General features: G+C 39.7%; 13 protein-coding genes. 8 read left to right on the top strand and 5 right to left on the bottom strand.

The genetic code is table 11. The features are described 5' to 3' along the window. Nucleotides 1–8: 8 nt before the first annotated feature. The 3 genes from serC to UABAM_RS09140 are packed head-to-tail and all read right to left on the bottom strand — an operon-like array spanning nt 9 to nt 2,498. Nucleotides 9–1,082 (bottom strand): 3-phosphoserine/phosphohydroxythreonine transaminase, encoded by a 1,074-nt coding sequence (gene serC, locus UABAM_RS09150; protein WP_151967698.1) that lies wholly within the window; start codon nt 1,080–1,082, stop codon nt 9–11. After that, nucleotides 1,079–1,837 (bottom strand): selenium cofactor biosynthesis protein YqeC, encoded by a 759-nt coding sequence (gene yqeC, locus UABAM_RS09145; protein WP_173013222.1) that lies wholly within the window; start codon nt 1,835–1,837, stop codon nt 1,079–1,081. The genes serC and yqeC overlap by 4 nt, the downstream gene beginning before the upstream one ends. Beyond that, nucleotides 1,803–2,498, bottom strand: a complete 696-nt coding sequence (locus tag UABAM_RS09140) for an MORN repeat-containing protein (RefSeq protein WP_151967696.1) — start codon at nt 2,496–2,498, stop codon at nt 1,803–1,805. Before UABAM_RS09140 ends, yqeC begins: the two co-directional genes overlap by 35 nt. Nucleotides 2,499–2,949: 451 nt before the next feature. Between UABAM_RS09140 and UABAM_RS09135 the strand changes: the two genes are divergently transcribed. The 7 genes from UABAM_RS09135 (at nt 2,950) to UABAM_RS09110 (ending at nt 10,517) form a co-directional block, all read left to right on the top strand. Continuing rightward, nucleotides 2,950–4,566 carry an acyl-CoA carboxylase subunit beta gene (locus UABAM_RS09135; protein ID WP_151967695.1) on the top strand — a complete coding sequence of 539 codons (1,617 nt, stop codon included), beginning with the start codon at nt 2,950–2,952 and terminating at the stop codon, nt 4,564–4,566. A 12-nt stretch (nt 4,567–4,578) separates the two neighbouring features. After that, a complete protein-coding gene (locus UABAM_RS09130; protein WP_151967694.1) occupies nt 4,579–7,041 on the top strand; it encodes an ATP-binding protein in 2,463 nt (820 codons plus the stop codon). A gap of 197 nt (nt 7,042–7,238) precedes the next feature. Beyond that, nucleotides 7,239–7,400, top strand: a complete 162-nt coding sequence (locus UABAM_RS33365) for a hypothetical protein (protein ID WP_173013221.1) — start codon at nt 7,239–7,241, stop codon at nt 7,398–7,400. A 132-nt stretch (nt 7,401–7,532) separates the two neighbouring features. Continuing rightward, on the top strand, nt 7,533–8,051 hold the full coding sequence (gene infC, locus UABAM_RS09125) for a translation initiation factor IF-3 (protein WP_229759374.1): 519 nt from the start codon (nt 7,533–7,535) through the stop codon (nt 8,049–8,051). Between the two features lie 64 nt (nt 8,052–8,115). Continuing rightward, complete coding sequence (rpmI, locus tag UABAM_RS09120) at nt 8,116–8,310, top strand: 50S ribosomal protein L35 (RefSeq protein WP_151967693.1); 195 nt, start codon at nt 8,116–8,118, stop codon at nt 8,308–8,310. A 12-nt stretch (nt 8,311–8,322) separates the two neighbouring features. Further along, nucleotides 8,323–8,685 (top strand): 50S ribosomal protein L20, encoded by a 363-nt coding sequence (rplT, locus tag UABAM_RS09115; RefSeq protein ID WP_151967692.1) that lies wholly within the window; start codon nt 8,323–8,325, stop codon nt 8,683–8,685. A 431-nt stretch (nt 8,686–9,116) separates the two neighbouring features. Next, nucleotides 9,117–10,517 carry a DUF11 domain-containing protein gene (locus UABAM_RS09110; RefSeq protein WP_151967691.1) on the top strand — a complete coding sequence of 467 codons (1,401 nt, stop codon included), beginning with the start codon at nt 9,117–9,119 and terminating at the stop codon, nt 10,515–10,517. A gap of 153 nt (nt 10,518–10,670) precedes the next feature. Here UABAM_RS09110 and UABAM_RS09105 read toward each other — a convergent pair whose 3' ends face one another. Further along, nucleotides 10,671–11,150 (bottom strand): putative molybdenum carrier protein, encoded by a 480-nt coding sequence (locus UABAM_RS09105; RefSeq protein ID WP_151967690.1) that lies wholly within the window; start codon nt 11,148–11,150, stop codon nt 10,671–10,673. A gap of 234 nt (nt 11,151–11,384) precedes the next feature. Further along, the gene (locus UABAM_RS09100; RefSeq protein WP_151967689.1) at nt 11,385–12,146 is read right to left on the bottom strand and encodes an SIR2 family NAD-dependent protein deacylase; all 762 of its coding nucleotides are present in this window, start codon (nt 12,144–12,146) and stop codon (nt 11,385–11,387) included. 44 nt (nt 12,147–12,190) lie between these two features. Here UABAM_RS09100 and UABAM_RS09095 point away from each other — a divergent pair, with 44 nt between their 5' ends. Then, a complete protein-coding gene (locus tag UABAM_RS09095) occupies nt 12,191–13,027 on the top strand; it encodes an alpha/beta hydrolase (RefSeq protein WP_151967688.1) in 837 nt (278 codons plus the stop codon). Nucleotides 13,028–13,118: the final 91 nt, after the last annotated feature.

Raw genomic sequence — 13,118 nt, 5'->3', positions numbered from 1 at the left:
AAATATCCTTAGCTATTTTTTTGCGCGAATTCTTTCATGAATTCTGTTAATTTTTCTATCGCCTCTAACGGCATCGCGTTGTACATTGAAACTCGAACTCCTCCTACGGAACGATGCCCTTTTAGTCCTGAGAAATTTTTTGACTCAGCAAGTTGTATAAAATCTTTCTCTAGTTCCTCGGAGGGTAAACGAAAAGTTACGTTCATGAGTGAACGACTATCTTGTTGCGCTGTTCCCTTGTAGAAGTCAGACAAACTATCCATGGTCTCGTATAGTAATTTTCCTTTTTGGATATTGCGTTTTTCAATTTCTTCTATCCCGCCTTCTGCGCTGATCCACTTTGCAATTAGTCCCACTAGGTATATTTGGAACACTGGCGGTGTGTTGTAACAAGAATCTTTGTCCGCGTGTATTTTGTATTGTAACATTGAAGGCAAGGATGTGTTGGTTTTTTCGATTAAATCTTTGCGCATAATGAGAATAGTAACCCCGGCAGGGCCAGCGTTTTTTTGTGCCCCTGCATACACCACATCGAAATTTTCCACATCAAATTTTCGCGATAGAATGTCTGAAGACATATCGACAAATAATGGAGCACTTCCACGTTGTGGAAACTGCGACCATTGCGTTCCAAAGATAGTGTTGTTGGAAGTTATATGGTTGTAATCAACATCTTCTGGCAAAGTAATGTTTTGTGGAATATGGTTAAAATTTTGTTCTTCTGAGCTAGCAGGGACATTGACATTTCCAAACAGTTTTGCCTCTTTGATGGCTTTTTTCGACCAACTCCCCGTATTGACATACCCGGCTGTATTTTTCAAAAAATTCATTGGCAACATGGCAAATTGCGTGCTTGCTCCACCTGTCAAAAACAGTACTTCGTAGTTGTCAGGTATTCCAACAACTTCGCGAAGAGCTGTCTTGGTTTCTTGCAAGATAGTGGTGAAATCTTTTGATCTATGACTCATTTCCAAAACAGACATGCCAGCATCTTTGTAGTTTAACAATTGTTGCTGTGCTTCCTCAAGCACTGGTAGTGGTAATGTTGCTGGACCAGCACTAAAGTTGTATTTGCGATTCATCTTAAAAATTCCTTTACTGAGATATATGGATGTAAGTGTCCATAAATGATTTTTATGTTTTGGCTGTTTTTGCAAATTATATTTGCCAAATTCCTTGCTGCTTGTATACGGTTATTACTTTGAATTTTGTTGATAAATACAATTTTTTTTGCATCTTGAGGACTGTGAGCAAATAAGCCATCTTGGTCTAAAAACAAACGCGATATTGCGTGTAAATTTAGTGGTTGACCAATATTCATTTGCGTTTTTTGGGCAAATAGTTCTGCGCGAAACACATTTTTTTCTTCGAGTGTTTTGCCAAAACAATCTCCACCAAGTACTGCAATCACTGTAGTTGTACTTTGGGGAATTACCGGTTCTTTTTTGGTGTCAGGCCATTTTACATCACATCTTCGTGATCCATCTGCTTCTACGATGACATAATCAACTTGTGTTTCTTTTACCCAAGAATCAACAACTTGCGGAGAGAAACCACATACTTTGCTATTGGGTAAGATTTTGTCAATAATAGTAATATGGCGTCCTTTAGTAAAGGATATTTCTTTACTACTACGACAACCACGCTTTATTATAGATGTTTCTTGTGGCGATGGGTAGAAAATTTTAGTGGTAGTTGTGGAGATTACGTTAAAACTTTGTGACAATTGTTTTGCCAAGGCAAACATCAAAGTTGTTTTGCCTCCACCTCCCACAAGACTAATTACTTCGCGTGATTCTAGATTAAGAATTTGTTTCCACACGGTGTTGGTAGTCAATACTTTCTCCATTGGGGAATGTCATTTTCCCTGTTTCGTGCGGCTCTCCATTTTTGAAAGTGCCTTCAAACTTACGACCATCAGGCCAATAATATGTTCCTTGCCCATTATATTTATCGTTGGAAAAATAACCAGTATATTTTTCTCCGCCAGAGAGTACAAGTTCTCCATGGCCGCTGTACATGTTTTGTGAAAATTCTCCGTCGTAAGTTTCTCCCGTGGATAATACGAGTTTCCCTTTCCCATGGTATAAATCATCTACAAATTCACCTTCGTACACCTCTCCCTCACTAGATTGGAATTTTCCCGTGCCGTGGAAATGGCCTAGGTTGAATGTACCTTCGTAAACATCGTTGTTTGGCCATATATATTTACCTTGGCCTGTGCGTTGGTTGTCTTGGTACTCACCTTCGTAAGATTCTCCATTGCTCCATGTGTAGATACCTACACCATTCATGGCGTCTTCGTGGAAGTCTCCGCAGTAGGTGTCACCGTTGGCGAACAAAATATTGCCACGCCCATGGCGTTTCCCATTGTAAAAACTTCCACGATACTCGTCACCGTTTGCATATTGTAAAACCCCCTCGCCGTGCATTCTGTTGTGTTGCACGTTGCCGGTGTATACAGCGCCATCTTTAAATTTAATCGTTTCCTGATCCATGTAAGCCTCCAAAATCAAAAATTATAGCGTACAAATTTTTTTTTGTCAAAATAACATAATCACAATCAACATAAAAAATACGACTCTCGCTATTCGAAAAAGAATAAATCAATGCGGTTTCTGAATTCTGATCCTGTTCGCGGATAATTTACAAACAGTACAATTAAAGTGATTTTTTATACAGAAGATAATGAAAAAATTATGGAAATTATAAGAAAAAGAAATGTTTAATGAATGTGGAATCGTAAATTCTAGTCAAGGACTTACAACCTTTTTTGTTTCGGTATTAGGAACGGGAACGAAATCCGAATCGTTTTCGATAAATGAATAGCGCAAGAGGTAATATTTTCTTTGCTGTAAACTTTTTGCTAGTGCCTCTATTTGGAATTTTGTAAACTCTAGCGCAGTTAACTAAAAAGTAAATTTCAATTTCATAATAGGTAAATGTGCAATGTCTGACAACGAAATACCTCTAGCAAAACAGCTTGCAGTAAAAGAACTAAAACTATTTACTGCGAAGGAAAAGGCAGCAAATAGTACTTTTGCAGCGAAAGAAAACCTGTTTTCTGAAAAACGCAGTCTCGCTAAAAAAGGCGGGGGAGAAAGAGCGGTTCGCGTTTACCACGGATCAGGGAAAAAAACAGCACGTGAAAGAATACAATCTTGTGTTGACGGCGGTGCTTTTTACGAAATCGATCAATTTGTGGGAAAGACGATTCTCGGTGATGGCGTCGTTACTGGTTGGGGATTTGTCAAAGGACGTAAAACTTTTTTTGTCAGCTGGGATTTTACGATCATTGCCGGAACATGCGGACATGACAATGCTAGCAAGGTCGTGAAAATACAAGAGATGGCTCTTAAGGAAAAGTGTCCTTTGGTGGTACTTAACGATTCGGGGGGAGCACGTATACAAGAAGGAATGCTCTCTTTAGCGGCGTATTCGCGTATTTTTTATGGAAACTCCAGTAAACTCTCTGGCCGCGTCCCCCAAGTTTCTCTCATTATGGGAAATTGTGCTGGTGGTGCGGTTTACTCACCGGCAATGACGGATCTCATCATAATGACGGAAAAGTCATTCATGGCGATCACCGGTCCTGTAGTACTCAAAGCCGCCACAGGGGTCGACGTTAAAGCTTCGGAACTTGGTGGAGCTCATATACAAGAGGAACATGCCGGAGTGGTCCATTTGGTCGCAAAAGATGACGACGATGCTTTACGTATGGCCCAAAAATTTCTTAGTTTTTTGCCGCAGAGCCACCGCGAAAAACCGTTGGTGAAGGACACTGCCGACTGTAGTGAGCGCGAAACGAAAGTTACCTACGAACTTTTAAAAGAGGTCGGCGAAAATGCTTTTGACATGCGTGTTGTTATTAAAGATGTTGTCGACGATGGCTACTACTTTGAGATACAAAAAAACTTCGCACCGAATGTTTCTGTAGGATTTGCTCGCGTTGCAGGTGTTCCTATTGGCATTATTGCAAATAATAGCCGTTACAAGGCGGGATGCTTGGATATTGATAGCTCATGTAAAGCCGCAAAATTTGTCAACTTATGCAATTTATTTAACGTTCCCATTGTAAATTTTGTTGATGTTCCCGGGTTCTTGGCGGCACTTGAACAAGAGCGCGGTGGAATTATTCGTCATGGTGCCAAACTACTTTTTGCACAATGTATCGCAACTGTTCCAAAAATTTCACTGATTATCCGTAAATCATTTGGTGGTGCCTACTGTGTGATGTTGAGTAAAGACATTCATACCGATCGCGTATATGCTCTTCCAAATGCAACGTTAGCGGTTATGGGAGCGGAAGGGGCAGTTGATGTTATTCATCGTAAGATGCTGGCAGGGATAGAAGACAAAGACGAACGCCAGAAAAAACGTCAAGAGCTTATCGATCAGTACAACGAAGAGCACCTCAATCCTTGGGAAGCGGCGCAATATGGTAAAGTGGATGATGTTATTGAAGCGAAAAACTTGCGTCGTGTAGTTGCACGTGAACTACCGCAGCTGTTTCGTAGTTACGAACCGCCTGTTGCTGATCGCAAATATCCGAATATTCCTTTGTAATGGTGAGTTAAAATGAAAATATTAATTATTTGCCGGGGGCCTATTGCCGATGAGGCTCTTAGAGTTATAAGTGAAACAAGTTTGCCACGGCCACATATTCTTATCTCGCGACGTGAGTGGCTTGACCATCTCGAAACCCAGGCTCCATGGCTTTATAACTGGTCGCGATTTGCTCAGATACATCTTGTCGACGAATATTCAGATATGGATGCCATTATCAAAATAGTCCAGGAAAATGGTTTAGATGCTGTATATCCTGGTTACGGTTTCTTAGCTGAAAACCCTGTTTTTGCAGGTAAATGTGAGAAGGCGGGAATTCGTTTTATAGGTCCAAGTAGCGAAACCTTGGAATTAATGGGGCTAAAAGACCGCGCGCGATGTATTTGTAAAGAAATAGGTGTGCCCGTAACGCCAGGGATTGATTCTTTAGAACGCGTAATTCTCGAAAAAAATGAAGGCGAGTGGCGTGAAAATTTGGGAAAAATACTTCGTGAAAAAGGTATTGATTGTGAAGTCGCAGAAGAGTTTTCTCAGGCGATAGACAAAGCTTATGATGCTGCCGCACAACAACATATAGATCTTTTTAGTGAAGACGAACTCATTGGTGCGGCGAAACATGCTATTGACGACTTGTGGAAAAAACATGAGATGCCTATTCGTATTAAAGCAAGTGCGGGAGGGGGAGGAAAAGGACAACGTGTTGTTACTAGTGATAGCGATATCGCCAAAGCAATGCGCGAAGTGTGGAACGAAGTCGGAGACAATTCGAAGTCGGTGATTTTAGAAGCGAATATTGAAGGTCCACGCCACATGGAGGTGCAGATACTCGGCGATGGTGAAGATGTTATACACTTTGCCGTTCGCGACTGCTCTCTGCAAACGATGTTCTACCAAAAGCTAATTGAAATTGGTGTGCATGAGGGACAAATTGATACATTGTTGGCCCAAGAATCCGCAGGAAGTGAAATGTACAAGGAACTGGAGGCCGAGAAGCAACTTATTGCCAATTTACAAAATGCCGCAGTGAAAATATGTAAACATATTGGTTACCAAAACGCTGGTACGGTAGAGTTCCTTGTGGATAAAAATCGCAACTTTTACTTTATGGAAGTGAACGCGCGTATCCAAGTAGAACATGGCGTTAGTGAAGAAATTTCATATGTGAAAGGGCAAAAGCCACGTCTGATTTCTGAACAAATCCGTATCGCCTCTGGAGAAAAATTAGGGTACACGCAACAGGATATTGCTTTTCGCGGTTATGCCCTAGAATTACGTATAAGTCTACTTGACAGCTTTTCTTTACAACCAGCTCCTGGAGCGGTTATTGAAAAATTCTTTTTCGATGACAATGAATGTGTACGCGTGGAAGACAGTGGGATCGCTGCAAGTTTGCGCCAACACCGCGTTGTGATGTCTCCACCACAGTACGATGCCAATATCGTTCTCAATATCTATCGAGGTGAGGATTATGGTGTTATGCTGGAAAATGCTGTTGATAATTTACAGAATGCAATGATCGAGGGACGGGATCTACATACGACCATTCCCTTTCACATGGCAGTTTTGAGTTGGTTAAGAGCAAACCAGCCATTGCCACATGTCACGACAGATTTTGTGGAAATTCATTTGTGCTTGTTGCGTTTGTACCATAAAAATATCAAAGAGTTGCACGAAGAAGTTTTGACCATGTGTAAAAAAGAACGTCGCAATCCGTTTGCTCTTCTTTCTTGGGTACGGCAAGTAACAACTCGTTTGATGGAAGATCCATCACACATTATTGCATTTTTTACGCAACGAAATACATTTCGTGATGTATTTCAATTTGTTAAGAGTACTAGCGAGTGGTTGGGTATTTCGTTGTGGAACGAAGATAGCGAATATCTGGAAAGTTGTGAGTCTTTTTACAAAAACTTGTGTTCTTTGACCGAGGATTCGCTACCTATGGAAGATTTACATGGCGAAAATCCTACAGATTCGTGGCAAGAAACGGTGTCGTTAATTGCACAAATAGAACAAAAGTCCACACAAGAAGTATGGGACAAATTACAAGGACGACATAAGAGCATTGAAGAAAGTGCCACGTTTGCTCTATTGAAAAAACTACAGAGCACATTGCTGAATGTTGCACATAAAGATCTATATAAATTGCCAGAAAAAACGGAGATACACGTACCCGAAAGTGTACGTTCCAAAGAAGAACGCCGCACAATTTTGCATGCAACTACAGTGCAAAAACAAGATGACAATCATATCGTTTCCCCAACTTTGGGAGTTTTTTATGCGAGTCCTAAGCCAGGAGAACCTCACTTTGTGGAAGTAGGACAGCAGGTAAAAGTGGGACAAACAATGTTTCTGGTGGGAGCGATGAAGGTCTATACCGAAGTACAATCACCGCGTAGTGGTGTTATAAAAGAAATACGCGTCGAAGATGGTACCCTTGTAAAACAAGGTGAAGTGGTGATGATTATTGAGTAGATGTTTTCTAGTATGCGATCCCCGCCGGCGAATCGCCGGTTGTGGGGCATCGTATCCCTAGAGCCGCAGTACCTTAAAATTTATTTTGACATTTGCCAATCCATGGATGTAAGATGTATACTATGTGGACAAGCGTGTTGAAGTGAAATATCGTCCTTCTGATTTTCCCATCCAATTTCTAGTTAAAGGAATAAAATATGCCTGAAGATACAAACAAAGATGATGATCGACATAGCACACATGTTTTTTCCAATGAGGAAGTTGCGAAAATTAAAGAAGCTAGTCGAAAATCAGATACCCATGTTTTTTCAAGTGATGAAGTAAACGAAATAAAAGAGGCTAGCAAAAAATTGAAATAAGCGGATTTTTTTGTGGTCGCATATTGACTTTTTGTGAAAATTTGTGTATATATTAACTTTTTATGTTTATTTTATGGTGCCCTTTGTAAGGGGTATACCTACTCCCACTATGGCTAGATATAAGTTATTATTTTGAGTTTAGGAGATGGATTTATTAGCCAACAAAAGTATAGAATTAACGACAAGATTCGCGCTCCCCAAATTTTAGTTATCGATGGTAATGGACAAAATTTGGGAGTTATGACTGTTGAGGATGGTTTGAAAATAGCAGAAGAAACAGGGACAGATCTTGTAGAAGTATCCCCTGATGCTAATCCACCTGTATGCCGCATTTTGGACTATGGAAAATTAAAATATCACCAAAAGAAAAAAGATAAGAAGAAAAAGAACCCTCAACAAAAAGAAATTCGTTTACGACCCAAAATCGGAGAACATGACAAGTTAGTAAAATTGAAAAAAGTAAAACAATTTATTGGTCAAGGTGATAAAGTTCTCATTAGCATGAATTTTCGCGGAAGAGAGATGGCGCATGTGAGCATGGCTGAATCATTATTAAAAGGCTGGGTTGAAGAGTTATCCGAAATAGCCAAAGTGGAAAAAATGCCCAAGTTAGAAGGCCGACGCATGACAATGTTAGTTGCTCCTAAATAAACTGAACAAAATAACTTATGATATGTATATATGGAGGCGCAGTATTCTGGTACTGTGATAAACTATGCCAAAGCAAAAAACAAATAAATCAGTTGCTAAAAGAGTCAAGATAACGGCAAAGGGAAAGTTGAAGCGCAACAGACCTGGAAGACGTCACTTGCAGGCAGCAAAATCGCCTAAAACAAGACGGCAATTGAGAAAAAAACGATTAGTAAGTGATGGACTTGCGAAGAAATTCCTGGATAGTATCGCAAAATAAAGGAAAATTAAAATGCCAAGAGTAACGTGTAGCGTTGCAAGACACAAGCGCAAAAAGAGATTAATGAAAAACGTAAAAGGGTATCGCGGAGGACGCAGCAAACTTTTACGTACAGCTAAAGAGAGTTACACTCGCTCTCAAAATTATGCTTACAGAGACCGCAAAGCAAAAAAGAGAGAGTTTCGAAAATTGTGGATTATTCGCATTAATGCCGCAGTAAGGGATAAAGGGCTTCGATATAGTGAATTTATTAATGGTTTGAAAAAAGCCAACATCGAACTTAATAGAAAAGCTTTATCTGAAATGGCAATCAATGATCCTCAAGGTTTTGAACGCCTAATCGACATGGCGAGAGAAACTTTAAAAGCCAGCTAGAGAAAAACAAGCATTGTTCACAATGCTTGTTTCACCCCACATTTCATTACTCCACCACACCTTCAAAATTTACAATGACTTAGTTGAATTATCCCCCCCTGAAATCTGCGCAAATTAAACCAGTTTTATTTTGGCCGTTAACATAAATTTTGTTATATTAAAAGAAATAATACAACTTGTGTTGATTGGATTCGTGTGTATTTTATACATACCTAATCCCACACCTGTGTTGTGAAACAATTATCACCCTCTTTTCCTAAAAACATTATTGAAATTTGGGGCAGGAGTGGGATTGAGTTTCTAATGACCACAAATGTAAACAATATATTGACAAAATAGGGATATACCCTAGTTGACGGTTATTTTACTCTCAGAAGGGAGATACGGGGTTTAAGCTAATACCTTTGCGTAATAAGAATCCTCGTCACGACATGATGAAAATAAGTAAAAATCGCTGTATTACAGCACTATGTTTTTCGATAGTGTTGTTGTGTTTCGCTTGCGAAACTCAGCAGCAACAAGCAAATACTGAAGAACAACCAGTACAAATCGTAATACAAGAAGTGGATACCCGTCCACCATCATTAAATAATATCGAGCCTGCAAACGGTTCTGTTTTCAATCATAGCACCGAAAACATTACTATATCTGGAGTAATTACCGATGCTAGTGATATAAACACCATGACAATAAATTCGCAAAAGGTTAACTTCGCGCAAGTTGCAGAAGAAAACAGTCTTAAAATATACGGATTTACAACAAATATGGATATCAAAGAAGGAACAAACTCCTTCGTTCTTGAAGCGACTGATCAAGATGGTAATAAATACGAACATCGTTTTTCTTATGTAAGAAAAGAGCCGGAGTTTGTTAAAGAACTTATTGTCAAGCCAGAAGTAAAAGAATTATCTCTTGCAGGCACCACTTTCGTTGAAGTTTTTGCTACTGACGGCGAGAAACAACGACCATTGACCGCTGCCGAAGTAACTCTTAAAGCGCAACAAGGATATTTTTCCGGTTTTCAATACCATGCACCTGCTTACGGTGGAATGGATGTCATTACTGCAACATACCCTGATCAAAAAGCCAAAGGTAAAGTGTATTTGGTTATTCACTCTCCTAAGTTAAAGCAAACTGTAACTGGTCCGGATAACATCCAAATTGGCAAAACAGGAAAGTACAAGATTAAAATCGAGAATCCTGGAGATCGCGATGCCGTTGACGCACGCATTGCGGTTCAACTACCTGATTTTCTAAAAGCGGAAGATATCAACAGTGGCAAATTTATTGCTGCGGTAAACGAATTACACTGGAGTCTTGGGGATATGAGCTCTGGTGCAACAAAAGAGATCGAATTTTCCGTTCGTGCATTGAACGCGCAAAGAGGGAAAATAGTTGTTTCCGCATTAAGTGCCAAAGAAGAGATTATCAAAGAAGCCCATGCTGTAAAAGTTACGGGAGAGGTTGCTGTAGAACACTTTTGCGTACCAAGCATCGCGGAAATTGAAAAAAATATTACGACCCAAGTGCAAATCGTGGCAAATGAAGATGTGAAAAATTTAAAATTGAACTACGAATTTTCTGATGAGTGTGTGTTTGTCAGTGCAGAAGTTATCGTTGACGGCGCCAAAGTAGGATCTGCTAATTCAGGAAAAAATATTCAATTTTCTGCCGTTGCGAGTTTGGATAAAGGTAAGTCTGTTACTTATAAACTTACTTTTTTAGTAAAACGTTATGGACAAATGAATAACACCGCTAGAGTAACCTTAGCAAGCGAACGCGGCGAAGAAGTAGAAACCGCAGATGTTTTGACTATTCCTACTTTAGACTAGTTTTGTCTTTTAGGTATTGGGTATTCGTTGGTATGCGGTGCCCCCACATCGAGGCGTTGCCTCGATTGCTCCCCCACAGGGGGAGCCTAATACATCTAACACACACAAAAAAAACGACATGTTAATGCGTTACAAGTGTCGACTGTGGCTTTCTTACCTACTCATTTTCCTTGCTTGAATATCAGCAATGACCTTGCACAAGATATTTTCCACATAGACACGTATTCCGGCGAATTTGCTCTCACGCGAACCTGCGATGTTGAGTATTCCATCAAAGTTCACAAGTAAACTGTGCAACAAATGCATATTTTCGCTTTTGGGGCATAGTATGTCGAAGTGATAACAATTTTTGTTATGTTTTCGTGCGTATTGGATTGTTTGTAATGAACCACCAGTGGCTTTTCCTGGCGTAAATACCAGTGTTAAGTCAGCATCTACGACATTTTTTTCTGTGCGTATGCGATAATCGCGACCCGCTGTTTCTTTTAAGTGATAACGTGAAGAAATACTGCCATCTTCAGCGCGCCTTCCTTTGGGACACCAACCGCCGTGATCTATATTTAATTTGATGGCCGCATCTAAACCACCACGATCTGCACCTGTTTGTCCACCAGAGATTATTTTTTGTATCATTATTTATTCCACTATAGTTTAGAATAGCAAATGTTCTATTGTAGAACACCATGGTTATTTTTGCAAATAAAACCGTACAATATTCGTATTTTTATTGAAAGTTTATGGAACTGTGATGATGAAAAAGTTGACAAATAAAATAGACGATGGGAATTTGGATGAAAATGTAGGGGCGGACCTAGTGTCCGCCCGTTCCCTCAAATACAGGTAGATGCACTGTCTACGAGCCAGTAATTATACGATTTTGTGCAAGTACGCCTCCCAGATATCCTGCAAAGATTTACTTGCCCCTGATTTTAGATGTACATTTGCCAAATCGGAAACGTCAGTAACTTCAGGGTTTATTTCGGTAATAAACGCTTGTTGTTCATACAATTTATAGATTGGGGAAACAATGTACACAAAGCGACTGGATGTTCCGATTACAAATACCATGTCAAAGCCACATGCCATTTCTTCGCCAAAAGCGGACATTTTCTTATAGCAGAGCATTTCGTTAAAAAAAACAACATCAGGGCGCATGATTTTTTTGCACTTTTCACATTTAGGTGGGATAGATAGGTTGGCGATATCGATAACGTTGCTTCTGTAATCACAGTTCATACAGCGCAAAACACGCATAGTGCCGTGAAGTTCAATGACATTTGTCGAACCAGCTATACTATGAAAACCATCGACATTTTGTGTGCACACGCAAACCGTGAAATATTTTTCCATTTCGGCGATAATTTCATGTCCGCGATTCGGCAAGGCTTCGCCAAAAAAAGCACTGTTTTTTTGTAAACATTCCCAAACGAGCCGTGGATTGCTACGAATCATTTCTCCGGACATAATTTCTTCGATTGTCTTTCCTTCCAACAATTTGTCATTGTTGTAAAGTCCACCGACACCGCGATAGGTAGGAATTCCTGAATCCGCCGACATTCCTGCTCCGGTAACGAATAAAATACGCTTACTTTTTTGTAGTGTCTTGACAATTGTTTCGATATCATTCATGATAAATCCTTTGTAAGGCAAAGTTTGTATTCAAGGAGTGTACGATGAGATACAAGATGTTGGTGATCTGTTTGTTCGGTAACTTTTTTTTCTGCGCATGTATAAATACCAGTTCTTCTGTGGTTATGTCAAACGGCGAACAATATTGTTTCTCAAGCCGCCAAGATTTCCATTCTTTTATGCAGCAGCATGTTCATCCTCAGAAGAAACTTGTTCTTTATGTAAACGGCAAAGGGCCTGAGCCAATACGCAGCCAGATATCGGTAATTCCTTATATTGAAAAAAACTATGATGTGCAAGTATGCATGTTTTGTTGGCCTTCTTTTAGCTGGGTAATTGGCTATCCTTTGGAAAGCGCAAAGCAATCGGGAGAAGACCTGGCAGTTTGTCTTCGTGAAATAAACGCATATTTGATAAAACATAATCGCAAGTGTACATTGTTTGCGCACAGCATGGGAAATATTGTTGTGCAGAGCTTTATTGAAAAATATGACGGTTCTCTTCGTGGGGACCTATTCGATAACATTATCTTAAACGCCGCAGACACTCATTTTGCAAATCACACGCAGTGGTTAAAAAAGATAAATTTTGGCAAACGTATTTATGTAACTTATAGTAATTGCGATCGCGTACTGCGTTTATCGCAGATATTCAAGAATCGCGGCAAGCTACGTTTAGGACAAAGAGGTTTCGCAAAAAATTCGCCGGCAATATATGTCGATTTTACAAAAAACACCGGCATTTACCACGAATATTTTCGTGGCCCTTCCCCAAGACGTAAATTGGCAATACGTGACTTTTTTTACGATGCCTTCCACGGTGAAAAAGTTTCTATGCATCACTTTAAGGCCAAGGGCAAAAATCACTATTCGTTGTTTTAGTCCATGTAAAAATATAGCGTTCTAAAATTTCCCTAAAAAAAAGTTGTTTTTTTCTTGATTTGCGATGTATAATAATTATTATATTAACGAT

The sequence above is a fragment of the Candidatus Uabimicrobium amorphum genome, from assembly GCF_009002475.1.
GTDB lineage: Bacteria > Planctomycetota > Uabimicrobiia > Uabimicrobiales > Uabimicrobiaceae > Uabimicrobium > Uabimicrobium amorphum.
Note: the sequence above shows the minus strand (reverse complement) of the source record. Positions and strands in the feature narration are given on the sequence as shown.